The organism is Halorhodospira sp. M38 (genome assembly GCF_022227985.1).
GTDB lineage: Bacteria > Pseudomonadota > Gammaproteobacteria > Nitrococcales > Halorhodospiraceae > Halorhodospira > Halorhodospira halophila_A.
The window spans coordinates 1-24,340 of record NZ_JAJNQP010000015.1; the positions used below are offsets into that span (position 1 = coordinate 1).

Here is a 24,340-nt window from a genome sequence, read left to right on the forward strand (position 1 = left end):
CTAGCCGTCGGCGACGCTTCCCCTATCGATCCCGGTATGGGGTGTGGCCATCGAGGATCTCGATCGCCTCGGCGACCTGCTCGCGCTCTCGCGTGAGGAAGTCGGCCACCGCGTCGCGCAACCCGGGGTGGGCGATCCAGTGGGCGGCGTAGGTCGGTACCGGGGCGTAACCTCGCTGGAGCTTGTGCTCTCCCTGGACACCCGCCTCGACCCGCGGCAGGCCGGCCGCGATGGCCCGCTCGATGGCCTGGTAGTAACAGAGTTCGAAATGCAGGTACGGGACCCGCTCGCGGACATCCAGCCGGCAGCCCCAGTTGCGCCCGTAGAGCGCCTCAGCGCCAAAGAGGTGCAGCGCACCGGCGATCCATGCCCCGTCCAAGCGCGCCATCACCCAGAGGGTGCGGTCACCGAGCCGCCCAGCCAATTCGTCCAAAAAGCGACGTGTCAGGTACCCAGGGCCGAACTTCTGCCAGCAGGTCTGCTGATAGAGCCGGTCAAAGGCGTCCAGATGCTCGGCACCGACCTCGTCGCCGCTTAGCGCATGGATCTCCACCCCGCTCGCCGCCAAGGCGCGGCGCTCGCGGCGGATCTCCTTGCCCCGACGTTGGCTGAGGTGGGCGAGGAAATCCTCGAAGTCCCGGTAGCCGGCGTTGTGCCAGTGGTACTGGTGGGCGGTCCGCTGGAGCCAGCCGAACTCGCCAAGCACCTCCCACTCCTCGCGCCGCGGGAAGGTGACATGCACCGAGGAGAGGCCGAGTTCGGCGCAGATCTGTGTCAGCTCACCGGCCAGGGCACGGCGGATGGCTTCCGGTTCCGCGGCATCGGGATGAACGGCCAGACGCGGCCCGGTGACCGGGGTGAAGGGAACAGCAACCTGAAGCTTGGGATAGTAACGGCCGCCGGCGCGCTCGAAGGCGTCGGCCCACCCCCAATCGAAGATGAACTCACCGAAGGAGTGGTCTTTGATGTAAGCCGGGCAAACGCCTTTTGCGATCCCGTCGGGGCTACGGGCCACCAGATGGCAGGGTTGCCACCCGGTGGCGGTGGCGGCCGAGCCGCTTCGCTCCAGGGCAGTTAAGTATCCGTGGCTTGTAAACGGTTCCTGGCCCCCGGTGCAGGCATCCCACTCAGCCGCCGGGATCTGCTCGATGCTCGCAAGGCGCTCGATGGCGATCACCCGCTGCTCCCTCATCCTCCCGGTCGGCTCGGGGTCCGCTCGTCTGTCTGGGTGGTCAGCATAGCCCTCGGCTATGATGGGCGTTCGAAGCCGCATGATCGGCGCACCCGCGCTGGGGGATTCCCGGCCTTCCGCATGCGGGGTGGCACGACCGCCCCAAGGCGCAGGCACCTTCAGCCCCCGGCCCGCTTCACCCCTCGTAGGGCTCGCGAATCAGCCACGTCCCCGCCAGACGATCGTGCAGCGCCCGATGCTGGCCATCGAACAGCGCCCAGACAAACCCCAGCCCCAGCAGCGCCCACGACAACCCCGCCGCCGCGAAACGCACACTCGCCTGACGCAGCGTCGGCGGTAGCCCCTCGGCATTGACCACCCGCAGCCGCCACGCCAGCATGCCCAGCGTCCGGCCGCCACGGGTCCAGAAGAGCACGAAAAAGAGATAGACCAGCGCCAGCAGATAGACCTGATAGGTGACCGACAACCACGTCCCCGGGGCCGGCGCCTCGCCGCCGGAAGCGGGCAGGAAGACAACGCTGCCGATGAACACGATCGACACCACCAGCAGCAGGTCGTAGCAGATCGCCCCCAGGCGCAGGCCGAAGCTCGAGAAGACACGGCCACCACGCAGGACTCGGCTCGGGGCGTCGAGGGATGTCTGGCTCACGTCGGGATCTCCGGCAGCGTGCGCATGCGAACCGGCTGGCTGCCGCGCGGCTGAAGGGGGAGAGAAGAAGGTGGCGCTCCCAAGGGGATTCGAACCCCTGTTTCCGCCTTGAGAGGGCGGCGTCCTAACCGCTAGACGATGGGAGCGCTGACTCGCGCTGTGCGGCTCAACCGTCAGCAACGAGGGTGGTATTATAACGATCTTCGTCACTCACACAAGGGTGGTTAGCCATTACGTCCGACAATGGTCTCCAACTTCAACGGCTGGCCGAAGCCGAGCCAACCATCATCCCCCGGGATGCGCACAGCATCTCGCGCGCGGACATCAGCGATAACGCCCTGAAAGTCCTTTACCGTCTGCGCAACGCCGGCTACCAGGCCTACATGGTCGGTGGCGGGGTGCGCGACCTCTCGCTCGGCCGCGAGCCCAAGGACTTCGATGTGGCCACCGACGCCCGGCCCGAGGAAGTGCGCAGGCTCTTCCGCAACTGCCGGCTCATCGGCCGGCGCTTCCGCCTGGCTCACGTCCACTTCGGCGCCGAGATCATCGAGGTGGCCACTTTCCGCGCCCTGCATCCGCCGGAGGACGGCGATGGCGACGGCGATGGCGATGGTGCCGACGGCGAGCGGGTGATCGAAAACGGCCGCATTGTCCGTGACAACGTCTACGGCACATTGGCCGAGGATGCCCTGCGCCGCGATTTCACCGTCAACGCCCTCTACTACAACATCGACGACTTCTCCGTGGTCGATCACGCCGGCGGCATGGACGATCTGGAGGCCGGGGTCATCCGGTTGATCGGCGATCCGCGCGAGCGCTACCAGGAGGACCCGGTGCGCATGCTGCGTGCCGTGCGTTTTGCCCTGAAGCTCGGCTTCCGCATCCATCCGGAGACGGCGGCGCCGATGCACGAGATGGCCGGCAGCGTGGCCGACATGCCTCCGGCGCGGCTCTTCGACGAGGCGCTGAAGCTGTTCATGTCCGGCGACGCGCTGGATGCCTTCGAGATGCTGCGCCACTATGGGCTGTTCGATTCGCTGCTGCCGCTCACCGCCGAGGCCCTGGAGGAGGAGGGCAGTGAGCAGTGGGTGCCGTTCATTGCCGCCGCGCTGCGCAACACCGATGAGCGCATCGGCGCCGATAAGCCCGTCACCCCGGCCTTCCTGTTTGGGGCGCTGCTCTGGCCGGCGGTTCGCCGCCGCGAGGCCGAGTTGATGGAGGCCGGCGAGGCGCCGATCCCGGCGCTGCAGCAGGCGGCCGCGGAGGTGCAGGCGCTGCAGCAGTCGCGGATCGCGCTGCCCAAGCGTTTCAGCATCCCCATGCGCGAGATCTGGACCCTGCAGCCGCGTTTCGCGCGGCGCGGTGGCAAGCGGGCACAGCGGCTGCTCGGGCATCCGCGCTTCCGCGCCGCTTACGACTTCCTCGAGCTGCGCGCCGGGGCGGGTGACGCCCCCGCCGAGCTGGCGCAGTGGTGGCGCGAGTTCCAGGAGCAGCCCGAGCGCCCGCCCTCGCAGAAGAAGAAGAGCAGCCGCGGTGGGCGGCGCCGGCGCGGCGGCCGGGGCCGTGGCAAGGGCAATGGCGAGGGTGGCGGGAATGGCACCGCGGCGTCGACCCCGGAGGAGTCGGCGGAATGAGCACGGCCATCACGGCCTACGTCGGCCTGGGCAGTAACCTCGAGCAGCCGCGCCGGCAGGTCGAGCGGGCGGTGGTGCGCCTGGATCTGCTCGCCGACTGCCGGGTCCAGGCCGTCTCCAGCCTCTACCGCAACCCGGCGCTGCAGGCGCCGGGCGTGCCGGCACAGCCCGATTTCATCAACGCCGTGGCGGCGCTGGAGACGCGGCTGGGCCCGCTGGCCCTGCTCGACGCCCTGCTCGGCATTGAGGCCGCGCAGCAGCGGCGGCGCGACGGGGTGCGCTGGGGGCCGCGGACCCTGGATCTGGACCTGCTGCTCTACGGTCAGATGCAGGTGGAGGAGCCGCGGCTGCAGGTGCCGCATCCGGAGCTGGCCCGGCGGCCGTTCGTGGTCCATCCGCTGCTTGAGATCGCCCCCGGGGTTCGCCTGCCCGGCGCCGGGGCGCTGGCCGACGCCGCCGCGGCGCTCGGCGTCGATGCCCTGGAGCGGGTTGGCGCCGTGGCCGGCTTCGAGCACCGGTCGCTGCAGGAACCGGCCTGAAGGCTGGACGCGTTACGGCGATGGGTACTTCAATCGGGAGCCAGTGGCGCTGTACTCTGTCCCACCTTTCTCAAGCCGAGGTTGACTCCCATGTCCAGCGGTGATCGCAAGCACGCCTCCGGCGGGGCCGTGACGGTCTCCCGCATGCGCGCGATGAAGCGCGAGGGCCGGCCCCTGGTCTGTCTGACGGCCTACGACTATGGCTTCGCGGCCGCCTGCGAGCGCGCCGGGGTGGATCTGCTGCTCATCGGCGACTCCCTCGGCATGGTCGTCCAGGGTCACGAGACCACCCTGCCGGTAACCGTGGATGACATTGTCTACCACACCTGCTGCGTGGCACGGGCCTGCCAGCGGGCGCTGGTGGTGGCGGATCTGCCCTTCATGAGCCATACCGACGTGGAGCAGGGGCTGCACAACGCCGGGCGTCTGATGAAGGAGGGCGGGGCGCAAATGGTCAAGCTCGAGGGCGGTGCCGAGCAGGCAGCGCTGGTCGAGCGCCTGGCCGTGAACGGGATCCCGGTCTGCGGCCACTTGGGGCTGAAGCCGCAGCAGGTCCACAAGCTCGGCGGCTACCGGGTGCAGGGGCGCGAGCAGGCCGACGCCGAGCGCATGGAGGCCGATGCCCGGGCGCTGGAGGCGGCCGGGGCCGATCTGCTCATCCTCGAGTGCGTGCCCACCCCCCTGGCGCGGCAGCTCAGCGAGCAGCTGAGCATCCCGGTAGTGGGTATCGGCGCCGGCGGCGGCTGCGATGGGCAGATCCTGGTGCTCCACGACGTGCTGGGGGTCACCGAACAGCCGCCGCGTTTCGCGCGGGCCTTCGGGGCCGAGACGGGCAGTGTGCAGGCGGCGCTTGCGGCCTATGTGGAGGCGGTGCGCGCCGGTACCTTCCCGGGGTCAGAGCACGGGTTCGAGGCTTGAGGCGGGTTACCGAACGCAACGCCATGCGGGAGCTCTCGCGCGCCTGGCGCGGGCGCGGCGAGCGCGTCGGGCTGGTGCCGACCATGGGCAACCTCCATCGCGGCCACCTGGAGCTGGTCGACCGCCTGGCCGGGTGCGTGGACCGGCTGGTGGTGTCGATCTTCGTCAATCCGCTGCAGTTCGGCCCCGGGGAGGACTACGACGCCTACCCGCGCACGCTGGACGCCGATCTGGCCGTCCTGCAGGGGCGCGGCGTGGACGCCGTCTTCGCGCCCACCGCGCGGGAGATGTACCCCGGCGTCGAGCCGCCCTGGACCGGGGTCGACGTGCCGGCATTGACGCAGACCCTGTGCGGGGCGGCCCGGCCGGGCCACTTCGCCGGGGTGGCGGTGGTGGTGATCAAGCTGCTCAACATCGTCGAGCCGGATGCCGCGGCCTTCGGGCGCAAGGATTACCAGCAGCTGCAGGTGGTGCGCCGGGTGGTGGCCGATCTGGATCTGCCGGTGGAGATCGTCGAGGTGCCCGTCGTCCGCGAGGACGACGGTCTGGCGCTGAGTTCACGCAACGGCTACTTGGATGCGGAGCAGCGCCGGCGGGCGCCGGCGCTCTACGTCACGCTCCGCGAGTTGGCGGCGGCCTTGGAGGCCGGGCGGCGGGACTGGCAGCAGCTCGAAGCCGAGGCCTGCCGGCGGCTGGAGGCGGCGGGGTTCGACGCCGCCGAGTACGTAGCGGTCCGCTGCTGCGATGATCTGGCCGAGCCGCGCGGGGATGAGCCGCGGCTGGTCTGCCTGGGGGCGGCGCGCCTGGGTACGGCGCGGCTGATCGACAACGTCGAGGCGCGATTGAACCGGTAACCGAGGGCGTGCATAATCGCTGAGCTGCCGATTGTGCAGGTGCACATGACCGGTTCTTCATCAATCGGATCGGCATGTGATTTCGCGGCATAGAGGTTTGAGCCATGCAACTGAACATGCTCAAGGGCAAGCTGCATCAGGCCCGCGTCACGCAGACCGAGCTCGAGTACGAGGGCTCCTGCGCCATTGATCTGGACCTGTTGGAAGCAGTCGGCATCCACGAGTACGAGCAGATCCACGTCTACAACATCGAGAACGGCGAGCGCTTTGTGACCTACGCCATCATCGGTGAGCGGGGCTCGCGGATGATCTCCATGAACGGGGCGGCGGCCCACAAGTGCAGCGAGGGTGATCGGGTGATCATCTGCGCCTACGCCGGTGTCCCGGAGTCGGAGCTGGGCGAGTTCCAGCCCCGTCTGGCTTATCTCGATGCGGACAACCGCATTACCCAGCGGCGCGGCAGCATCCCGCTGCAGGTCGCCTAGTCCGTCCCCCGCGGCGTGGCTCCGTGCCGCGCTAGGGCCCACCGCACGTGTTGCCGTACCAGGGCCGAGGGGTGGTTGAGCCGCTGTCCGAGCGCCTCGACCACCTCGGGCGTGGGTGCGGCGTTGCCCAGTGCCACCGCCAGGTTGCGCAGCCATCGCTCGTGGCCGATCCGCCGGATGGCGGAGCCCGCCGTGCGCTCGAGGAAGGTGGCCTCGTCCCAGTTGAACAGCGCCACCAGATCCGCGTCGTCCAGACCGTGGCGGGGCTGGAAATCGTCCTCGGCGGTGGGGTGGGCGTAACGATTCCAGGGGCAGACCAGCTGACAGTCGTCGCAGCCGAAGATGCGGTTGCCCATGGCCGGGCGCAGGGGCTCGGGGATCGAGCCCGGATGCTCGATGGTCAGATAAGAGATGCAGCGGCGCGCGTCGAGCTGGTAGGGGCCGGTGAAGGCGTTCGTCGGGCAGGCGCGCAGGCAGCGTCGGCAGCTGCCGCAATGCGCGCGGACCGGATCGTCCGTGGGCAGCGGCAGGTCCGTGAATAGCTCGCCGAGGAAGAAGTACGACCCGGCGTGGCGATTGAGCAGCATGGTGTTCTTGCCGATCCAGCCCAGCCCGGCCTCGCGAGCCAGCGCGCGCTCGAGGACCGGGGCGCTATCGACGAAGGCGCGGTAGCCGAAGGGGCCGATGGTGGACTGGATGCGTTCGGCGAGTCGCTGCAGCCGCCGTCGCATCAGCTTGTGGTAGTCGCGGCCTAGGCTGTAGCGGGTGATGAAGGCGCGTTGGCGGGCCTCGAGCACGGCGCGGGGCTCCGCCGCCCGATCCGGGGTGTAGTCCATGCGCACCACGACCACCGAACGGGTCCCGGGGACCAGCTGCCGGGGCCGCGCCCGCTTGCGCCCGTGGCGGCCCATGAAGCCCATTTCGCCCTGGTGACCAGCCTGCAGCCAGCGGATCAGGCGCGCTTCGTCCTGCGCCAGCTCGGTGCCGGCGATGCCGCAGGCCGAGAAGCCCAACTCGGCGGCCCAGGTGCGGATGGAGCCGGCGAGGGCGGTGGACTGGAGTGCGGTCGGTTCAGCGTCGGGCATAGACCGTTCAGAATGGAGCGTTCCGGGGCCGGGGGGAACCCCCCCGCCGTGCGCGTTCGACCTGGAGGCGAGCAGAACCCCATGCGTGAGCTCTACACCCCCGACCAAGTGGCCCGCCTGGATCAGGCGGCCATCCGTGCCGGTATCGCCGGCGAGGTGCTCATGGACCGTGCCGGCCGGCGGCTCTGGCAGGAGATACGCCAGCGTTGGCCGGGGGCAGGGCGGTTGGCCGTGGTCTGCGGCGGCGGCAACAACGGTGGTGACGGATACGTGGTGGCCCGTCTGGCCGGCCGGGCCGGGCTGGCGGTGGAGGTCCTCTACCTGGTGCCGCCGGAGCGGCTGAGCGGGGATGCGGCCCGCCACGCGCAGCGTTACCTCGACGGGGGCGGGATCTGCCGACCGTTCGAGGCCGAGGCCCTGGACGGGGTCGACGTGATCGTCGACGCGCTGCTCGGCACCGGGCTGGATCGGCCGGTGAACGGGGCGTTCGCCGAGGCGGTGACGGCCGTCAATGCCACCCCCGCGCCGGTGGCGTCGGTGGATATCCCCTCCGGCATCCACGGGCGCACCGGGGCCGAGATGGGGGTCGCGGTCCGGGCGCAGCTTACCGCGACCTTCGTCGCCCGCAAGAGTGGGCTGTTCACCGGTCGCGGCCCGGCCTGCACCGGGGCGGTGGTCTTCGACGATCTCGGCACGGCGACGTGGACCGCTGGCGCGGAGTTGCCCCATGCGTGGCAGGCGACACCGGCGGATGTCGGCGCGTTGCTGCCGCCCCGGCCGCGGGATGCGCACAAGGGGCAGCAGGGGCATGTGCTGGTGGTCGGCGGGGATCGGGGTATGGCCGGTGCGGTGCGCCTGGCCGCCGAGGCGGCGGGGCGCAGCGGCGCCGGGCTGGTGAGCGTGGCGACGCGCCCGGAGCACGTGCCGGCGGTGGTGGGTCCGTGTCCGGCGGTCATGGCCCACGGCATCGATCGCGCCGAGGAGCTGGCGCCGCTACTCAGCCGCGCCAGCGTGGTCGCCCTGGGTCCGGGGCTGGGCCAGGGGGCCTGGGGGCGTGCGATGTGGGCGGCTTGCCGGGATGTGGCCCGCCCCCGCGTGGTCGATGCGGACGGGCTCAACCTGCTCGCCGCCGACGGGCGGCCGCTGGCCGACGCTGTGCTGACGCCGCACCCCGGTGAAGCGGCGCGGTTGCTCGGCGCCGACTGGGACACCACGGCGATCGCTGCTGACCGCTTCGCCGCCGTGCGCGAGCTGGCCTCGGGGTGGCAGGCGGTGGCCCTGCTCAAGGGGGCGGGGACTCTGGTCGACGACGGTCGAGCGCGCTATCTGGCCAGCGCCGGGACGCCGGGGATGGCCAGCGGCGGCATGGGGGATGTGCTCACCGGGGTGGTGGCCGGGCTGTGGGCCCAGTGTCCGGGGGCCGATCGGGTCCGTATGGCGGCGGTGGCGGCCCACGTCCACGGCCGGGCCGGGGAGCGGGCCGCTGCGGCTCTGGGCGGTGAGCGCGGCCTGCTCGCCAGCGACCTGCTCGGCTGGTTGCCGGCGGTTCTCGCCGAGGGGGAGGCGGCGGCGTGAGCATGTGGCAGTGTGATCTCGCCGACGCCGCGGCCACCGAAGCCCTGGGGGCGGCGCTGGCCGCGGTGCTCCCCGAGGGGGTGGTCTACCTGCACGGCGACCTGGGAGCGGGCAAGACCACCCTGGCCCGCGGGTTGCTGCGCGCCCGCGGGGTGGCCGGCCCGGTGCGCAGCCCCACGTACACGCTGCTCGAGCCCTACGCCACGGCCGCCGGGTCCGTCCTACACCTGGATCTTTACCGCCTGGCCGACCCCGAGGAGCTTTACTTCCTGGGCGTCGAGGAGATCGAGGTGACGGGGACGCTGGCGCTGGTCGAATGGCCGGGGCGCGGCGCCGGGGTGCTGCCGCCCGCGGATCTGTCGGTGACGTTGGGGTACGTCGGCGCCGCACGGCGTGCGACGGTCCGTGCCGAGACGGCGCGAGGCCGCGGAGCGGTGGCGGCGCTGGATTCAGGTAGCGCTTGAGTTTTGCTCCTTATCTTCTCGTCTATCGGGAAAAAACCCTTGAAGCCGGCCGGCGCCCGGCATAGCCTTGAGAGGCAGCAACGGGCGACCGCGAGGTGCGAGGAGGAGCGTTGAGGCGGGGCTATAGCCTGGCATGGATCGGGCTGCTGATCGGGCTGCTGGCGGCCCATGCGGCGCCGGCCGCGACTATCGACAATGTGCGGCTTTCCGATGAGGACGACCGCACCCGGGTGGTCTTCGACCTGGATCAGGTGCCGGAGCATCGGGTTTTCACCCTGCCGGATCCGCACCGGGTGGTGATCGACTTCGAAGGCGTCGAGCTCGGTGCCGCCGATCTGCCGCGGGGCGGGGTGCTCGATGGAATCCGCACCGGCCGGCAGGAAGGCGGCGGGCTGCGCGTGGTCCTCGACGTCAGCCGCGAGGTGGAGGCGCGCAGCTTCGTGATCGGGGACGGCGGCGGCCAGCGCCTGGTGGTGGATCTGGGCGGCAAGCAGGGCGAGCGCCGGCAGGCGGTGCGCTCCGCCTCGGAGCGCGAGACACGCGAGGTGATCGTCGCCATCGACGCTGGCCACGGCGGGGTCGACCCCGGCGCTATCGGTCCCGACGGGACCTTCGAGAAGGACGTTGCGCTGGATGTGTCGCGCAAGCTCTACGACCTGATGAAGGAGGCCCAGGGCCTGCGGCCGCTGATGGTCCGCGAGGGCGACTACTACATGAACCTGCGCGACCGCACCCGGGTCGCCCGGGAGGGCAACGCCGACATCTTCCTCTCCATTCACGCTGATGGGGCGGAGAATCCCAACGTTAAGGGGGCCTCGGTCTACGCGCTGTCCCTGGACGGGGCCACCTCGGAGCAGGCGCGGGTGCTGGCGCGGCGGGAGAATGCGGCCGACTTCATCGGCGGGGTCTCGCTGGAGGACAAGGACGACACCGTGGCCTCGGTGCTGGTGGACCTCTCCCGGGGGCACACGATTGAGGCGAGCCTGGAGATGGGTGAGTTCCTGCTGCCCCAGCTCGACCGCCACGCGGATCTGCTGCGCAACCGCGTCGACCAGGCCGGTTTTGCCGTGCTCAAGTCCCTGGATATGCCCTCGCTGCTCATCGAGCTGGGCTTTCTGACCAACCCCGAGGAGGAGCGCCGGCTGAACACCCGCAGCTATCAGCGTGACCTGGCCGAGGGGATCGTCGCCGGCGTACGCGAGTACGCCGAGCGCCACATCCTCCCTGAGCTGCGCATGGCCGATGCAGGCCAGAACGGCCAGCGCGAGCACGAGGTTCAGCGCGGTGAGAACCTGTCGGTGATTGCGCAGCGGTACGAGGTCAGCACCGAGCGCCTGCGCGAGGTCAACGACCTCTCCGGGGATCAGATCCGCGCTGGCAGCACACTGGTGATCCCTTAGAATGCGCGCATGAGTACGCGCGGCATTCACCCCCTGCCGGATAATCTGATCGACCAGATCGCCGCGGGCGAGGTGGTCGAGCGCCCCGGGTCGGTGGTCAAGGAGCTGGTCGAGAACAGCCTTGACGCCGGCGCCGGGCGCATCGAGGTGCAGATCGAGCGCGGCGGCAAGCAGCGTATCCGCATCGCCGACGACGGCGGCGGCATCCCGCCCGGGGAGCTGGAGCTGGCCCTGCGTCGGCACGCGACCAGCAAGCTCACCGGCCTCGAGGAGCTGGAGCGGATCGCCAGCCTCGGGTTCCGCGGCGAGGCGCTGCCGAGTATCGCCGCCGTTTCGCGGCTGACCCTGGCCTCGCGCACCGCCGACGACGAGCTCGGTTATCAGCTGCGGTGCGACGGCGGGGCGCTGGGCGCGCCGGAGCCGGTGGCCCAGCCGCCGGGGACCACCGTCACCGTCGATGATCTCTTCTACAACACCCCGGGGCGGCGCAAGTTCCTGCGCACCGAGCGAACCGAGCTTTACCACGTCCAGGAGGCGCTGCGCCGGTTGGCGCTGAGCCGGTTCGATGTCGGTTTCTCGCTCGCCCACCAGGGGCGGCGGCTGTGGTCGGTGGCCCCGGCGGTCAGTGAGACGGAGCGCCACGAGCGCCTTGCCGAGCTGCTGGGGCGTGCCTTCGCCGATCACGCCCTGGCGGTGGAGCTGGAGGGCGCCGGGCTGCAACTCAGCGGCTGGCTGGGACTGCCCACCGCGGCGCGGCGCCAGGGGGATCTGCAGTATCTGTTCGTCAACGGGCGGCTGGTGCGTGACCGGGGGGCGGCCCACGGGATCCGCCAGGCCTACAGCGACTGCCTCTACCGGGACCACTACCCCGCCTATGTCCTTTTCCTGGAGATGGATCCGGCGCGGGTCGACGTCAACGTCCACCCGATGAAGCACGAGGTGCGTTTCCGTGACGGGCGCACGGTGCACGACTTCCTGGCACGGCGGATTGCCGACGCCCTGGCGACGGTGGAGCCGGCCGGCGCGGCGGCACCCGCGGCGACGGCTTTGCCTGGTAGGACCCCGTCCGCCGGTGTTGGCACGGCCCCGGGGGCGGCGTCGGCTGTAGCGCCGCGTACCGGGGCCGACGGATCGCAGGGTGGCACCGCGGAGCTGGGGCTGCCCCTGGCTGAGGCCCGGCAGCTCTATGGCGGTGGCGCCGGTGCGCCCGCCGGTACCCCGGGGAGCGCGGGGGCACCGGCTGCCCCCGCAGAGCCAGCCAACCCGGGGGATCCGGCCACCCGGCAGGAGGCCGAGCCGGAGCTCGGCCACGCCGTGGGGCAGATCCGTGACGCCTACATCCTTGCCGAGTCCCAGCGGGGCTTGGTGGTGGTGGACATGCACGCCGCCCACGAGCGAGTGGTCTACGAGCGGATGAAGGCGCAGCTGGCGGCCTCGGGGATCGCCACCCAGTCGCTGCTTGTGCCGGTGAGCGTTCCGGTGCCCCCCGCCGAAGCCGAGCGGGTGGAGCTGCACGCAGCCACCCTGGCGCAGGCCGGTCTGGAGGTGGATCGGGCCGGCCCGGAGTCGGTGCGGGTGCACCGGGTGCCGGCGCTGCTCGCCGAGGCCGACGCGGCGGCGCTGGTCCGCGACGCGGTGGCGGCGCTGGAGGCGGAAGGGGCGGGCGGTGGCGTGGAGGACCGGGTGCACGCGCTACTCGCGCAGATGGCCTGCCACGGCTCGGTGCGCGCCGGGCGCCGCCTGGAGCGGGCCGAGATGGACGCCCTGTTGCGTGATATCGAGCGCACCCCGCGGGCGGCACAGTGCAACCACGGCCGGCCCACCTACACCGTGCTCGACGACGAGGCGCTGGCGCGGCTGTTCATGCGGGGGCGGTGATGGCGGCGCCGGTGGTCTTCATCATGGGGCCTACCGCCGTCGGCAAGAGCGAGCTGGCCCTCTCCCTGGCCGAGCGGCTGGGCGGGGAGATCGTCAGTGTCGATTCGGCGCAGATCTATCGAGGGTTGGATATCGGGACCGCCAAGCCCTCCCGCGCGGTGCGCGCGCGCTGCCCGCACCATCTGATCGACATCCGCGACCCGGTCGAGCGCTACTCGGCGGCGGAGTTCGCCCGCGACGCCCAGGCGGCCATCGCCGCCATCCGCGGCCGCGGGCGGCTGCCGGTGCTCGTCGGTGGGACCGGTCTCTATTTCCAGGCGCTTCAGCACGGGCTCTCACCCATGCCGCCGGCGGATACCCGGATCCGCGCCGAGTTGGCGGCGGAGGAGGCGGCCCACGGCGTGCAGGCGCTGCATCGGCGGCTGTGGGCCCTGGATCCGGAGAGTGCCGCACGGCTGCACCCCAACGACAGCCAGCGCATCCAGCGGGCGCTGGAGGTCTACCGGCTCACCGGCCGACCGCTGAGCGAGGTCCAGCGCGAGCCGGGGCTGCCGGGGCTGGACGAGGCGCCGCTGAAGGTCATCCTCGAGCCGCCGGAGCGTGCCTGGCTGCACCGGCGCATCGAGGCCCGTTTCCGGGCCATGCTCGCTGCCGGGCTGGTGGGCGAGGTGGTGGCGCTGCACCGCCGCGGCGATCTGGGCGAGGAACTCCCGGCGATTCGTGCGGTCGGATACAGGCAAGTCTGGCATTACCTGGAAGGCGCCTGCGACCACCCCACGATGATCCGCCGGGGGCTGCGCGCCACGCGTCAGTACGCCAAGCGGCAGATCACCTGGTTGCGCGGGCAGGACGACGGAGTCCGGTTCACGGCGGGCGACGGGCTGGAGGCGCGGGTTCACAGCTATGTCACCGGGGCCCTCGGGGGCGTGTGATACACTTTTCCCATAAGCAAGTGGCGCCCCTGCGGCGGGGTTCGCGGGTCATAACAACAACAATCATTGGGGGCGAATCGTCATGGCGAAGGGGCAGTCATTGCAGGAACCCTTTCTGAATACCCTGCGCAAGGAAAAGGTTCCGGTCTCGATCTACCTGGTCAATGGGATCAAGCTGCAGGGGCAGATCGAGTCCTTTGATCAGTTTGTGGTGCTGTTGCGCAATAACGTCAACCAGATGGTGTACAAGCACGCCATCTCGACCATCGTCCCGGCACGGCGCGTGCGCCTGCCGCAGCAGGGCGAAGAGGCATCCGCCGAGGCGGTCGTCGGCGAGGAGGCAGGCGATAACTAATCAGCGCAAGGGTAGCGGTCCGGCGGATCTGTTCGCGCGGCCTTCCGGGGGCGAACGGGCCGTGGTGCTGCACGTCCGGCTTCCAGGGGACGCCCTGGACGCCGCGGAGGAGTTCGAGGCGCTGGGTGACTCCGCCGGGGCCGAGGTGGTGGGCCGCTTTCGCCACCGACGCGACACCCCGGATCCGCGGACCTTTATCGGCCGCGGCAAGGTCGCCGAGCTGGCCGAGCGGGTGCGCGAACTGGACGCCGGGCTGGTGCTGGTTGACCAGCCGCTGTCGGCGGCTCAGGAGCGCAACCTGGAGACCGACCTAGGCTGCCGTGTGCTCGATCGCACCGGGCTGATCCTGGATATCTTCGCGCAGCGGGCGCGAACCTTCGAGGGCCGGCTCCAGGTGGAGCTGGCGCAGCTCAAGCACGTCGCCAGTCGCCTGGTCCGCGGCTGGTCCCACCTGGAGCGGCAGAAAGGCGGGATCGGCCTGCGTGGCCCGGGCGAGAAGCAGCTGGAGATGGACCGCCGGCTCATCGGCGGGCGCATCCAGCAGATCGAACGGCGCCTGGCCAAGGTGCGCCGAACCCGTGAGCAGGGCCGCAAGGCCCGGCGCAAGCGCGAGCTGCCCGTGGTCTCGCTGGTCGGCTATACCAACGCCGGCAAGTCCACCCTGTTCAATCACGTGACCGGCTCACAGCGCCTGGCCGAGGATCGGCTGTTCGCGACACTCGATCCCTCGTGGCGCCGCGTGGAGCTGGCCCGTGGCTCGGCGGCGGTGGTTTCGGATACGGTGGGCTTTATCAGCCGGCTGCCCCATGATCTGGTGGCGGCCTTCCGCTCGACCCTCGAGGAGGTCACCGACGCGGATCTGCTTCTTCACGTCATCGACGCCGGGGCCGAGGAGCGCGAGCACCAGATCGAGCAGGTGGAGGCGGTCCTCGCGGAACTCGGTGCCGATGCGGTGCCCACGCTGCGTGTCTACAACAAGGTGGATACCTGCGCCCTGGCGCCGGGCCGGATCGAGGACGACGAAGGCCTGGTGACCGGCGTACGGATCTCGGCGGCCACCGGTGAGGGGGTGGAAGCCCTGCTCGAGGCGGTGGCCGAGCGGCTCGGCCCGGAGCGCACCCGGCGCCGTGTCCATCTGCGGCCGGATCAGGGGCGCCTGCGTGCCCAGCTGTTCCGGCTCGGCTGTGTCATCGAGGAGCACTGCGCCGACGACGGCCAGCTCGCTCTGGAGGTGGAGCTCCCCGTGCATGAGCTGGAAAGGCTCCATGTCCGTGAGGGGCTGCCGCGCGGAGAGGTTGTCCCTACCTGACTTCGGTTGCGGTTGGCGGGGCAGCTCCCTAGAATCTGACCGTTCGACCGACCTGACGGCGGATCGTCTTAGTCACATACGGAGTCCCGAATGGCGTGGAATGAGCCCGGCGGCGGCAGCCGCGACCCCTGGGGCAGCGGCCCCAAAGGCGGCGGCAGTGGGGGGCCGCCCGATCTGGATGAGGTCTTCCGCAAGTTGCGTGAGCAGTTGCAGGGCCTGTTCGGCGGGCGCATGCCCAGCGGGCCCTCCCGCGGGCCCGGCGCAACCGGCATCGGCTTGCTGGCGCTCGGCGCCTTCGTGGTCTGGATGCTATCCGGCATCTATATCGTCGACCAGGGTTGGCGCGGCGTCGAGCTGACCTTCGGTCGCCACTCCGATACGACGGAGCCCGGGCCGCACTGGCACTGGCCGCGCCCCATCGGCCAGATCGAGCGGGTCAATGTCGACCAGCGGCGCATCGCCGAGGTCGGCTACGAGTCGATGCAGAATCGGGCCCGTCCCGTGCCGGCCGAGGCGCTGATGATCACCCGCGACGAGAACATCGTCGATGTGCGGATCGCGGCGCAGTACGAGGTCAATGATCCTTTCCTCTACCTGTTCAACTTCCGCTTGCCGGAGCAGACCCTCAAGCAGGTCACCGAGAGTGCCGTGCGCGAGATCATCGGCAAGCGTGAACTGCAGTATGTGCTCACCGAAGGCCGCACCGAGGTGGCGCAGGAGACCGGGCGGTTGCTCCAGGAGGTGATGGACGAGTACCGCACCGGGCTGCAAGTGGTGCAGGTGGCGGTCCAGGATATCCAGCCCCCCGAGCCGGTGCAGCCGGCCTTCGAGGACGCCATCCGCGCCCGGGAGGACGAGCAGCGCACCATCAACCGGGCCCAGGCCTATGCCAATGAGCTGATCCCGCGGGCCCAGGGCCAGGCGGCGCGCATTCTCGAGGAAGCAGACGGTTACCGCGAGCAGGTTATCGCCCAGGCCGAGGGTGACGCGGCCCGCTTCGAGGCGCTGGTGGCCGAGTACCGCAACGCACCGTCGCTGATGCGTCAGCGGATCTACCTCGAGACCATGGAGGAGATCCTCGGGCGCGTGCCCAAGGTGATGCTCGACTCCGAGTCCAGCCAGTCGCTGATGTACCTGCCGCTGGACAAGCTCATGGATCGCCGGAGTGGCACGACGGCGTTTGCCGGCGAATCCAATATCGATGTACCGCAGGAACGGGACGCCATCTCGCCGACGCAGCGAGCACGAGAGGCGCTCCGTGATAGGGGGACGCGCTGATGCGAATCCTGAAGAACGTCGTGTTGCCCCTGCTGGTGGTGGCCGCGATCCTCGGCTACTTCTCGGTGTTCTCCGTCTCCGAGAAGGAGGTCGCGCTCAAGTTCCGGCTTGGTGAGATCATCAAGTCGGACTTTGATCCGGGGCTCCACTTCAAGACCCCGTTCGTGAACAACGTCCGCAAGTTCGACGCCCGGGTGCAGAATCTGGACGAGGAGCCGGAACGGTTCCTGACGGTGGAGCAGAAGAACCTGATCGTCGACTCCTTCGTGAAGTGGCGCGTGGATGATGCCGAGCGTTACTACACCACCGTCCGTGGTGAGCCGGAGCGGGCCAACCAACGCCTGCGCGAGATCATCCGCGATGCCCTGCGCGCCGAGTTCGGTAAGCGCACGGTGCAGGACATCATCTCCGGCGAGCGCGTGCAGATCATGGACATCCTGCGCGTGACCACCGCCGAGGCGGCGCAGAGCCTGGGGCTGGAGGTGCTCGATGTGCGCCTCAAGCGCATCGATCTGCCCGAGGACGTTACCGACTCGATCTTCGACCGCATGGTGGCGGATCGTGAGCGGGTCGCCCGCGAGATCCGCGCCCGCGGTGAGGAGGCCGGCGAGCGCATCCGCGCCGACGCCGACCGTCAGCGGACGGTGCTCCTCGCCGAGGCCTACCGGGACGGTGAGTCCTTGCGTGGTGAGGGTGATGCCACCGCGGCGGAGATCTACGCCAGCGCCTACAGCCAGGAGCCGGATTTCTTCGCCTTCCAGCGCAGCCTCAGGGCCTATCGCGAGTCCTTCCAGGGTGAGGACGATCTGTTCGTCCTGTCGCCGGACTCGCAGTTCTTCCGCTTCTTCGACGGCGGCGAGCAGCTGCCGGGGATGAACGGCGAGCTCGGGTCCCCCGATCAGGACTGACCGAGAGGGGGGATCGCCGTGGAGATGGGTGACCTGCTCACCGCGATCGCCCTCCTGCTGGTGATCGAGGGCATCCTCCCTGCAGCGAACCCCGGCGCCCTGCGCCGGGTGTTCCTGCAGGCCGCCGAGATGGATGATCGAAGCCTGCGGACCGTCGGCCTCCTGTCCATGGGGGTGGGCGTTCTGCTGCTCTACTGGGTGCGAGGTTAATGGATCGCAAGGCACGGTGGATGCTGCCGGACGGCGTCGACGAGCTGTTGCCGCCGGAGGCCGCACAGGCCGAGGCGTTGCGCCGTCGGCTGTTGGATCTCTTCGATTCCTGGGGGTATGAGCTGATCATGCCCCCTTTCATTGAGTACCTGGAGGCACTGCTCACCGGCACCGGCCGGGATCTGGACGTGCAGACCTTCAAGGTCACCGATCAACTCTCCGGGCGGACGCTGGGCGTGCGCCCCGACATCACCCCGCAGGCGGCCCGGATCGACGCCCATCAGCTGCGCCGCGAGGGCATCACCCGGCTGTGCTACATCGGCAGCACCCTGCAGGCGCGGGCCGAAGGGCCCGCCGGCAGCCGCAATGCCGTGCAGCTTGGCGCAGAGCTCTACGGCCACGCCGGGGTGGAGAGCGATCTGGAGGTGATCTCGCTGATGCTCGCCACGCTGCGCGCCGCCGGGGTGGAGCAGCTGCATCTGGATGTGGGGCACGTGGGTATCTTCGAGGCCCTGCTTGAGGACCTCGGCCTCGGCCCGGCCGCCGAGGAGGCCCTGCTTGACGCCCTGCAGCGCAAGGCCGGCGACGAGATCGCCGTCGTGCTCGCCGAGGCCGGCGTGGAGACGGCGCAGGCCGAGCGTCTTTCGGCGCTGGTCGGGCTGCACGGCGGCGTGGAGGTCCTAGAGCGGGCGCAGACGGTGCTCGGCTGGGCCGGTCCGGCGGTGGCCGAGGCGCTGGAGCAGCTGCGTGTGGTGGCCGACAGCCTGGCGCGGCGCGAGCCGGAGTTGCCGCTGCACCTGGATCTGGGCGAGCTGCGCGGCTACCGCTACCACACCGGGCTGGTGTTCGCCGCCTACACCCCGGGCTATGGGCAGGAGCTGGCGCGCGGTGGGCGCTACGACGGCATCGGCCGGGCGTTCGGGCGGCCGCGGCCGGCCACCGGCTACAGCGCTGACCTCAAGGCGCTGCTCAACCTCGGCGGCGGCGTTGCGGGGCCGGCTGGGGGTGGCGTGCTCGCCCCCTGGGGCGATGATCCGGCGTTGCATGCACGCGTGGCCGAGTTGCGCGCCGCCGGTGAGCGGGTGGTCTGGCAGCTGCCCGGCGACGAGCAGGACAACCACGGTTGCGATCGACGCCTGGTCGAGCGCAACGGCACCTGGGAACTGGATACGGAGTGAGTATGGGCACCAATGTGGTCGTAGTCGGCACGCAGTGGGGCGACGAGGGCAAGGGCAAGATCGTCGACTGGTTGACCGAGAACGCCGGGGTCGTGGCGCGCTTCCAGGGCGGGCACAACGCCGGCCATACGCTGGTCATCGACGGCGAGCAGACGGTGCTGCACCTGATCCCGTCCGGCATCCTCCGCGATGATGCCACCTGCGTGATCGGCAACGGCGTGGTGGTCTCCGCCGAGGCGCTGCTCGAAGAGATCCGCGAGCTCGAGGCCCGTGGGGTTCCGGCGCGGGAACGGCTGCGCATCAGCCCCTCCTGCCCGCTGATCCTGCCCTGCCACGTGGCGCTGGATCACGCCCGGGAGAAGGCGAAAGGCAAGGCGGCTATCGGCACCACCGGCCGCGGCATCGGTCCCGCCTACGAGGACAAGGTGGCCCGGCGCGGCGTGCGGTTGTCGGATCTGTTCCACCGCGAGCGCCTGGCGCAGAAGCTCGGCGAGCTGCTCGACTACCACAACTTCGTGCTCAAGCACTACTTCGGCGCCCCGACCATGGACTTCCAGGAGGTCCTCGACCAGGCGCTGGCCCACGGCGAGCAGCTGCGGCCGCTGGCCACCGACGTCGGTGCCCTGCTGACCGCGGAGATGCGCACCGGACGCAATATCCTCTTCGAGGGCGCGCAGGGTACGCTGCTGGACGTCGATCACGGCACGTACCCCTTCGTGACCTCGTCGAACACCTGCGCTGGTGCCGCCGCCGCGGGGACCGGCGTCGGCCCGCGCACCCTCGACTACATCCTGGGGATCACCAAGGCGTACACCACCCGGGTGGGGCAGGGGCCGTTCCCCACGGAACTCGACTTCGACGACGAGATGGGTATGCACCTGGGCGAGCGGGGCCATGAGTTTGGCGCCACCACCGGGCGGCAGCGCCGCTGCGGCTGGTTCGACGCCGTGGCCACGCGCCGGGCAGCGCAGATCAACAGCCTCAGCGGGTTGTGCATCACCAAGCTCGACGTGCTCGACGGGCTGGAGACGCTGCGCCTTTGCGTCGGCTACCGTTGCCAGGGGGCGCTCTGCGAGACGCTGCCGTCGGAGGTGGAAACCCTGTCGGAGTGCGAGCCCGTCTACGAGGACATGCCCGGCTGGGCGGAGACCACCTCGGGCATCGAGCGCTACGAGGACCTGCCCGAGAACGCCCGCGCCTATCTGGAGCGCATCGAACAGCTGGTCGGCGTCCCGGTGGCGATGATCTCCACCGGCCCGGATCGCAACGAGACCATCGTCCGCCAGAGCCCGTTCTGATCCGCCCGGCGCGGGCTCTGCGCCTTGGCTTCGACGCCTCCCCAGTGATCCGATGCATCCGACGCCGCTGACCATTCCCCGCGAAGGGGTCAGCGGCGACACTGGGTTTTGACCCGGCAACAAAAAAGCCCCCGGGAGGCATCCTCCCGGGGGCTTTCGGCCTTCCAAGCCGTGCAGCTCAGAAGCTCTGCGAAATTGGTGCCGAGGAGAGGACTCGAACCTCCACGGGGTTTCCCCCACTAGCACCTGAAGCTAGCGCGTCTACCAATTTCGCCACCTCGGCATGCCCGCTGAAGACCTCGTCAGCGAGTGCGCAAGACTGTAACGGCGCCCCCGGGCGGGTGTCAACAGGACATCGCCAACCGGCCGGAATCCTTTGTGGAGGCCTGGCCCGCTGGCGTATCCTCCCGGAACTGATCCAAGGAATAGACAATGGCGAAGCAAACCAAGAAGCGACCCCCCAAGCGCGATCCCTATCAGGAGCGCGAACAGGCCAAGTACGAGAACCCGATCCCCAGCCGGGAGTATCTGCTGGAGCTCCTGGCTGCCCACCGTCGCCCGCTGGGCCGGCGCGACATCGCCGAGGCTCTGGGGCTGGAGTCTCCGGAGCAGCAGGAGGCGCTGCGCCGTCGGCTGCGCGCCATGGAGCGCGACGGCCAGCTGGTGCGCAATCGTCGGCGCGGTTACCTGGTGGTCGATCACAGCGAGCTCATCCGTGGTCGGGTGGTGGGCCGCCCCGACGGTTCCGGCTTCCTGCTGCCCGATGGCGGGAGCGGGGATCGGATTGCGATGTCGCCGCGCCAGATGCGCTGTCTGCTGCACGGCGACCGTGCCATTGTGCGCATCACCGGGCGCGATGAGCACGGCACGCCCCTGGGCGAGTTGGTGGAGATCCTCGAGCGGGGCAATCGGCAGATCACCGGTCGGTTCTTCGAGGAGCACGGGGTGGGGTTCCTGGTGCCGGAGAACAAGCGGCTGCAGCAGGACGTTTTGCTGACGCCGGACGGGCGCGGTGGGGCCGAGGACGGCGAGTTGGCGGTGGCCGAGATCCTGGCCCAGCCCAACGAGCGTCGACAGCCCATTGGCCGCATTACTCAGGTGCTCGGGCGGACGATCCACGTCGGTGAAGAGGATGTGGTGGCCGCGCGCATCCACGGCATCCCCATGGACTGGCCGGCCGAGGTGGAAGAGGAGGTCGCCGCCTTCGGTGAGGAGGTCCCCGAGGCCGACAAGCAGGGGCGCACCGACCTGCGTCGGCTGCCGCTGGTGACCATCGACGGCGCCGATGCCAAGGACTTCGACGACGCGCTCTATTGTGAGCCCACCGCCAAGGGGTGGCGGCTGGTGGTCGCTATCGCCGACGTGTCCCACTACGTGCGCCCCGGCTCCGCGCTGGATCAGGAGGCGCGCCTGCGTGGCAGCTCGGTCTATTTCCCGCGATCGGTCGTGCCGATGCTCCCCGAGGCCCTGTCTAACGGGCTGTGCTCGCTGAACCCGAAGGTCGATCGACTGGCCATGGTCTGCGACATGCTCCTGCAGGGCAACGGCAAGGTCCTGCGCTCGCGCTTTTATCGTGCGGTGATCCAGTCGGCGGCGCGGTTGACCTACGACCAGGCCGCGGCGGCGGTGGTCGACGGCGACCGCAAGGCGCGCTCGGCCATCGGCGAGGACGTGGTGCGTCACCTGGGCAACCTGCACAACCTCTACAAGACGCTGCGCAAGTCCCGTGAGGAGCGGGGTGCCATCGATTTCGACACCACCGAGACGCAGATGCACTTCGATGACGAGGGGCGTGTGGTCTCCGTCGAACCGACGGAGCGCAACGACTTCCACAAGGTTGTTGAAGAGTGCATGATCTCGGCCAACGTCTGCGCGGCCAAGTTCTTGACCAAGAACAAGGTGCCGTCGCTCTACCGGGTCCACGAGCGCCCCGGCGAGCAGAAGCTCGAGCAGCTCAAGGAGTTCCTGGCCCAGGCCGGGCTCGAACTCGGTGGCGGTGAAGAGCCCACGGGCAAGGATTACGGCCGGGTGATGGAGCAGGCCCGCGAGCGCCCCGATCGCCACCTCATCGAGACCGTCCTGCTGCGGTCGATGCAGGCCGCCGAATACCGGCCGGACAACGCCGGTCACTTCGGGCTGGCGCTGGACGCCTATACGCATTTCACGTCGCCGATCCGCCGCTACCCCGACCTGGTGGTCCACCGGGGCATCGGCCATGTGATCGACGGCCACCGCGGGCGCAGTTTCCCGGTGACCCACAACGATCTGGTCACCCTCGGTGAGCACTGCTCCATGGCCGAGCGCCGGGCGGATGAGGCGACGCGGGATGCCGAGATGACGCTCAAGTGCGAGTATCTCTCGGACCACCTGGGTGACGAGTTCATCGGGGTGATCGCGGCGGTCACCTCCTTCGGGCTGTTCATCTCGCTGGAGGGGGTCTACGTCGACGGCCTGGTGCACATCACCAATCTTGAGAGCGACTTTTTCCATTACGACTCGGTGGGACACCGGCTGGTCGGTGACCGGACGGGCAAGGAGTACCGGCTCAGCGACCGGGTCCGGGTGCGCGTGGCTCGCGTGGAGAAGGACGACCGCAAGATCGATCTGGAGATGGTCGCTCATCCGGTGGACGCTGACGGCGAGCCTCTGGATGGCAGCCGTAAGTCGGGCAAGCGCGGCAAGGGCGGTACGAACCGTGGCCGCAAGTCGGCTTCCGGCGCCGGCCCGTCCGGCAGCGGGTCGTCGAAATCCGCCAAGTCCGAGAGCGGCGGGAAGCGCAAAACGGCCGCCAAGGGCGGCGAGTCGGGCGACGAATCGCAGAAGGAGGGGGGCGGCAGCGGTAAGAGCCGCCGCAGCAGCCGGAGCCGGCGCTCCGGACGGCGCCGCAGCGGTAGCGATCGCAGTAACTGACGGTCATGGCACAGGGCAGACGACGCCGTAGCCGCGGCAAGGGGTCCGCGGCTGCGGACACCGCCGAGGACGGGGCTCAACTGGTCTACGGCCAACACGCCGCGCGCGAGGCTGCCGCCTACGATCCCGCCGGCGTTGAAGCCGTGTGGGTGGAGCGCGGTCGACGGGATGCCCGGCTCGAGCGCCTGCTCGACAAGCTGGGCCGCCAGGGAGTGAGCGTCGAGCGCGTGCATCGGCGGGCGCTCGATGAGATGGCTGAAGGGGGCAACCACCAGGGCGTCATCCTGCGCTACAGCGGTACCCCAGCCCGCGGCGAAGGGGAGCTGGCGGATCTGTTGGCCACCGAGCCCGAGCCGCTGCTACTGGTGCTCGATCGGGTTCAGGATCCGCACAATCTCGGCGCGTGCATGCGCAGCGCCGCGGCGGCAGGCGCCCACGGCGTGGTGGCGCCGCGGGACCGGGCGGCGGCGCTGAGCCCGGCAGTGCACAAGACCGCCGCCGGCGCGGTTCAGCGCATCCCCTTCTTCCAGGTAACCAACCTCGCGCGGACCCTGCAGCAGCTGTGCGCGGCTGGGGTCTACACAGTGGGGGCCGCTGGTGAGGCGGAGCGCAGCTGCTATCAGATCGATCTGCGCGGCCCGCTGGCGCTGGTCCTCGGCGGCGAGGGCGAGGGCCTGCGGCGGCTGACCCGGGAGCGTTGTGACGCACTGGTGGCGATCCCCATGCCCGGTACGATGGAAAGCCTCAACGTGTCCGTGGCCGCGGGCGTCCTACTGTTCGAGGCTGTCCGTCAGCGCTTTCCACAGGGCGGCGATCTCGGGTAGACTTGCCCGCTTAACCCAAGGTGCAACCTTGCCTCACATCCGTGGGGGTGGAGGCTGTTTGAGCCTGCGGCTCGAATAACCGTAAGGAGTGATGGATGCGACACTACGAGATTGTCTTCATGGTCCACCCGGACCAGAGCGACCAGGTTCCCGCCATGGTCGAGCGCTACCGCAGCATCGTCGAGTCCAGCGGCGGCACCGTGCACCGCCTGGAGGACTGGGGTCGTCGGCAGCTGGCCTATCCGATCAACAAGCTGATCAAGGCCCACTACGTGCTGATGAACGTCGAGTGCGGCAAGGATGAGATCGACGAGCTTACCTCCGCCTTCCGCTTCAACGACGCGGTCATCCGCAACCTGGTGCTGAGCCGCGACGAGGCCGTCACCGAGCCGTCGCCGCTGGCCAAGGGCAACGAGAAGCGCGAGGACCGCAAGGAGTCCGAGGACGCGGAGTAAAACCGCGCCA

Annotated in this window: 23 protein-coding genes and 2 tRNA genes; 20 read left to right on the top strand and 5 right to left on the bottom strand. The window is 69.9% G+C overall.

The window, feature by feature from the left end; genetic code table 11:
- Positions 1 to 22: 22 nt before the first annotated feature.
- The 3 genes from LRA98_RS09255 to LRA98_RS09265 all read right to left on the bottom strand — a co-directional run bounded on the left by LRA98_RS09255 (position 23) and on the right by LRA98_RS09265 (position 1,987).
- Positions 23 to 1,192: a GNAT family N-acetyltransferase gene (locus LRA98_RS09255; RefSeq protein WP_238633799.1), complete on the bottom strand. Its 1,170-nt coding sequence runs from the start codon at positions 1,190 to 1,192 to the stop codon at positions 23 to 25.
- A 175-nt stretch (positions 1,193 to 1,367) separates the two neighbouring features.
- Entirely contained in the window at positions 1,368 to 1,841 is a 474-nt protein-coding gene (locus LRA98_RS09260; RefSeq protein WP_238633801.1) for an RDD family protein, read from the bottom strand.
- A gap of 71 nt (positions 1,842 to 1,912) precedes the next feature.
- Positions 1,913 to 1,987, bottom strand: a tRNA-Glu gene (locus LRA98_RS09265).
- A gap of 138 nt (positions 1,988 to 2,125) precedes the next feature.
- Here LRA98_RS09265 and pcnB point away from each other — a divergent pair.
- The 5 genes from pcnB to panD all read left to right on the top strand — a co-directional run bounded on the left by pcnB (position 2,126) and on the right by panD (position 6,271).
- Entirely contained in the window at positions 2,126 to 3,475 is a 1,350-nt protein-coding gene (gene pcnB / locus LRA98_RS09270) for a polynucleotide adenylyltransferase PcnB (protein ID WP_443134947.1), read from the top strand.
- On the top strand, positions 3,472 to 4,014 hold the full coding sequence (gene folK, locus LRA98_RS09275; protein WP_201241347.1) for a 2-amino-4-hydroxy-6-hydroxymethyldihydropteridine diphosphokinase: 543 nt from the start codon (positions 3,472 to 3,474) through the stop codon (positions 4,012 to 4,014). The genes pcnB and folK overlap by 4 nt, the downstream gene beginning before the upstream one ends.
- Before the next feature lie 90 nt (positions 4,015 to 4,104).
- Positions 4,105 to 4,932 (top strand): 3-methyl-2-oxobutanoate hydroxymethyltransferase, encoded by an 828-nt coding sequence (panB, locus tag LRA98_RS09280; protein ID WP_238633802.1) that lies wholly within the window; start codon positions 4,105 to 4,107, stop codon positions 4,930 to 4,932.
- Positions 4,929 to 5,786, top strand: a complete 858-nt coding sequence (panC, locus tag LRA98_RS09285) for a pantoate--beta-alanine ligase (RefSeq protein WP_238633804.1) — start codon at positions 4,929 to 4,931, stop codon at positions 5,784 to 5,786. Before panB ends, panC begins: the two co-directional genes overlap by 4 nt.
- A 104-nt stretch (positions 5,787 to 5,890) precedes the next feature.
- Entirely contained in the window at positions 5,891 to 6,271 is a 381-nt protein-coding gene (gene panD, locus LRA98_RS09290) for an aspartate 1-decarboxylase (RefSeq protein WP_201168936.1), read from the top strand.
- On the opposite strand, the gene queG is transcribed toward panD, so the two are convergent.
- Entirely contained in the window at positions 6,268 to 7,356 is a 1,089-nt protein-coding gene (gene queG, locus LRA98_RS09295; RefSeq protein ID WP_238633805.1) for a tRNA epoxyqueuosine(34) reductase QueG, read from the bottom strand. The two genes, panD and queG, sit on opposite strands and share 4 nt — an antisense overlap.
- Positions 7,357 to 7,437: 81 nt before the next feature.
- On the opposite strand from queG, the gene LRA98_RS09300 reads away from it, so the two are divergent.
- The 12 genes from LRA98_RS09300 (at position 7,438) to LRA98_RS09355 (ending at position 20,141) form a co-directional block, all read left to right on the top strand.
- A complete protein-coding gene (locus LRA98_RS09300) occupies positions 7,438 to 8,931 on the top strand; it encodes an NAD(P)H-hydrate dehydratase (protein ID WP_238633806.1) in 1,494 nt (497 codons plus the stop codon).
- Between the two features lie 2 nt (positions 8,932 to 8,933).
- Positions 8,934 to 9,395, top strand: coding sequence for a tRNA (adenosine(37)-N6)-threonylcarbamoyltransferase complex ATPase subunit type 1 TsaE (gene tsaE, locus LRA98_RS09305; RefSeq protein WP_238633859.1), 462 nt, complete (start codon positions 8,934 to 8,936; stop codon positions 9,393 to 9,395).
- Positions 9,396 to 9,505: 110 nt separating this feature from the next.
- Positions 9,506 to 10,795 (top strand): N-acetylmuramoyl-L-alanine amidase, encoded by a 1,290-nt coding sequence (locus LRA98_RS09310; RefSeq protein ID WP_238633807.1) that lies wholly within the window; start codon positions 9,506 to 9,508, stop codon positions 10,793 to 10,795.
- Positions 10,796 to 10,804: 9 nt separating this feature from the next.
- A complete protein-coding gene (gene mutL / locus LRA98_RS09315) occupies positions 10,805 to 12,673 on the top strand; it encodes a DNA mismatch repair endonuclease MutL (RefSeq protein ID WP_238633808.1) in 1,869 nt (622 codons plus the stop codon).
- Positions 12,673 to 13,605: a tRNA (adenosine(37)-N6)-dimethylallyltransferase MiaA gene (miaA, locus tag LRA98_RS09320; protein WP_201168917.1), complete on the top strand. Its 933-nt coding sequence runs from the start codon at positions 12,673 to 12,675 to the stop codon at positions 13,603 to 13,605. Before mutL ends, miaA begins: the two co-directional genes overlap by 1 nt.
- Before the next feature lie 82 nt (positions 13,606 to 13,687).
- On the top strand, positions 13,688 to 13,960 hold the full coding sequence (gene hfq / locus LRA98_RS09325; RefSeq protein WP_238633809.1) for an RNA chaperone Hfq: 273 nt from the start codon (positions 13,688 to 13,690) through the stop codon (positions 13,958 to 13,960).
- 28 nt (positions 13,961 to 13,988) lie between these two features.
- Positions 13,989 to 15,269, top strand: coding sequence for a ribosome rescue GTPase HflX (hflX, locus tag LRA98_RS09330; protein WP_255772162.1), 1,281 nt, complete (start codon positions 13,989 to 13,991; stop codon positions 15,267 to 15,269).
- 90 nt (positions 15,270 to 15,359) lie between these two features.
- Positions 15,360 to 16,547: an FtsH protease activity modulator HflK gene (gene hflK / locus LRA98_RS09335; RefSeq protein WP_201168913.1), complete on the top strand. Its 1,188-nt coding sequence runs from the start codon at positions 15,360 to 15,362 to the stop codon at positions 16,545 to 16,547.
- Positions 16,547 to 17,455 carry a protease modulator HflC gene (gene hflC / locus LRA98_RS09340; protein ID WP_238633811.1) on the top strand — a complete coding sequence of 303 codons (909 nt, stop codon included), beginning with the start codon at positions 16,547 to 16,549 and terminating at the stop codon, positions 17,453 to 17,455. The genes hflK and hflC overlap by 1 nt, the downstream gene beginning before the upstream one ends.
- A gap of 24 nt (positions 17,456 to 17,479) precedes the next feature.
- A complete protein-coding gene (locus LRA98_RS09345; RefSeq protein ID WP_207189659.1) occupies positions 17,480 to 17,665 on the top strand; it encodes a DUF2065 domain-containing protein in 186 nt (61 codons plus the stop codon).
- Positions 17,665 to 18,843, top strand: coding sequence for an ATP phosphoribosyltransferase regulatory subunit (locus LRA98_RS09350; RefSeq protein WP_201168906.1), 1,179 nt, complete (start codon positions 17,665 to 17,667; stop codon positions 18,841 to 18,843). The genes LRA98_RS09345 and LRA98_RS09350 overlap by 1 nt, the downstream gene beginning before the upstream one ends.
- A 2-nt stretch (positions 18,844 to 18,845) precedes the next feature.
- Positions 18,846 to 20,141 (top strand): adenylosuccinate synthase, encoded by a 1,296-nt coding sequence (locus tag LRA98_RS09355; RefSeq protein ID WP_238633813.1) that lies wholly within the window; start codon positions 18,846 to 18,848, stop codon positions 20,139 to 20,141.
- Between the two features lie 196 nt (positions 20,142 to 20,337).
- Here LRA98_RS09355 and LRA98_RS09360 read toward each other — a convergent pair.
- Positions 20,338 to 20,424, bottom strand: a tRNA-Leu gene (locus LRA98_RS09360).
- Positions 20,425 to 20,573: 149 nt separating this feature from the next.
- Here LRA98_RS09360 and rnr point away from each other — a divergent pair.
- The 3 genes from rnr (at position 20,574) to rpsF (ending at position 24,330) form a co-directional block, all read left to right on the top strand.
- On the top strand, positions 20,574 to 23,051 hold the full coding sequence (rnr, locus tag LRA98_RS09365; protein WP_238633815.1) for a ribonuclease R: 2,478 nt from the start codon (positions 20,574 to 20,576) through the stop codon (positions 23,049 to 23,051).
- A 5-nt stretch (positions 23,052 to 23,056) separates the two neighbouring features.
- Entirely contained in the window at positions 23,057 to 23,875 is an 819-nt protein-coding gene (gene rlmB, locus LRA98_RS09370; RefSeq protein WP_238633817.1) for a 23S rRNA (guanosine(2251)-2'-O)-methyltransferase RlmB, read from the top strand.
- A 95-nt stretch (positions 23,876 to 23,970) separates the two neighbouring features.
- Positions 23,971 to 24,330: a 30S ribosomal protein S6 gene (gene rpsF, locus LRA98_RS09375; RefSeq protein WP_201168894.1), complete on the top strand. Its 360-nt coding sequence runs from the start codon at positions 23,971 to 23,973 to the stop codon at positions 24,328 to 24,330.
- The last annotated feature ends 10 nt before the right edge of the window (positions 24,331 to 24,340 follow it).

Excerpts from the sequence above, each read along its gene's own strand:
- LRA98_RS09255 (WP_238633799.1), bottom strand. The coding sequence starts at position 1,192 with ATGAGGGAGCAGCGGGTGATCGCCATCGAGCGCCTTGCGAGCATCGAG.
- rnr (WP_238633815.1), top strand. The coding sequence starts at position 20,574 with ATGGCGAAGCAAACCAAGAAGCGACCCCCCAAGCGCGATCCCTATCAG.
- LRA98_RS09355 (WP_238633813.1), top strand. The coding sequence starts at position 18,846 with ATGGGCACCAATGTGGTCGTAGTCGGCACGCAGTGGGGCGACGAGGGC.
- LRA98_RS09300 (WP_238633806.1), top strand. The coding sequence starts at position 7,438 with ATGCGTGAGCTCTACACCCCCGACCAAGTGGCCCGCCTGGATCAGGCG.
- LRA98_RS09345 (WP_207189659.1), top strand. The coding sequence starts at position 17,480 with ATGGGTGACCTGCTCACCGCGATCGCCCTCCTGCTGGTGATCGAGGGC.
- folK (WP_201241347.1), top strand. The coding sequence starts at position 3,472 with ATGAGCACGGCCATCACGGCCTACGTCGGCCTGGGCAGTAACCTCGAG.
- queG (WP_238633805.1), bottom strand. The coding sequence starts at position 7,356 with ATGCCCGACGCTGAACCGACCGCACTCCAGTCCACCGCCCTCGCCGGC.
- hfq (WP_238633809.1), top strand. The coding sequence starts at position 13,688 with ATGGCGAAGGGGCAGTCATTGCAGGAACCCTTTCTGAATACCCTGCGC.
- hflK (WP_201168913.1), top strand. The coding sequence starts at position 15,360 with ATGGCGTGGAATGAGCCCGGCGGCGGCAGCCGCGACCCCTGGGGCAGC.
- hflC (WP_238633811.1), top strand. The coding sequence starts at position 16,547 with ATGCGAATCCTGAAGAACGTCGTGTTGCCCCTGCTGGTGGTGGCCGCG.
- rpsF (WP_201168894.1), top strand. The coding sequence starts at position 23,971 with ATGCGACACTACGAGATTGTCTTCATGGTCCACCCGGACCAGAGCGAC.
- rlmB (WP_238633817.1), top strand. The coding sequence starts at position 23,057 with ATGGCACAGGGCAGACGACGCCGTAGCCGCGGCAAGGGGTCCGCGGCT.
- miaA (WP_201168917.1), top strand. The coding sequence starts at position 12,673 with ATGGCGGCGCCGGTGGTCTTCATCATGGGGCCTACCGCCGTCGGCAAG.
- panB (WP_238633802.1), top strand. The coding sequence starts at position 4,105 with ATGTCCAGCGGTGATCGCAAGCACGCCTCCGGCGGGGCCGTGACGGTC.
- tsaE (WP_238633859.1), top strand. The coding sequence starts at position 8,934 with ATGTGGCAGTGTGATCTCGCCGACGCCGCGGCCACCGAAGCCCTGGGG.
- mutL (WP_238633808.1), top strand. The coding sequence starts at position 10,805 with ATGAGTACGCGCGGCATTCACCCCCTGCCGGATAATCTGATCGACCAG.
- LRA98_RS09350 (WP_201168906.1), top strand. The coding sequence starts at position 17,665 with ATGGATCGCAAGGCACGGTGGATGCTGCCGGACGGCGTCGACGAGCTG.
- panD (WP_201168936.1), top strand. The coding sequence starts at position 5,891 with ATGCAACTGAACATGCTCAAGGGCAAGCTGCATCAGGCCCGCGTCACG.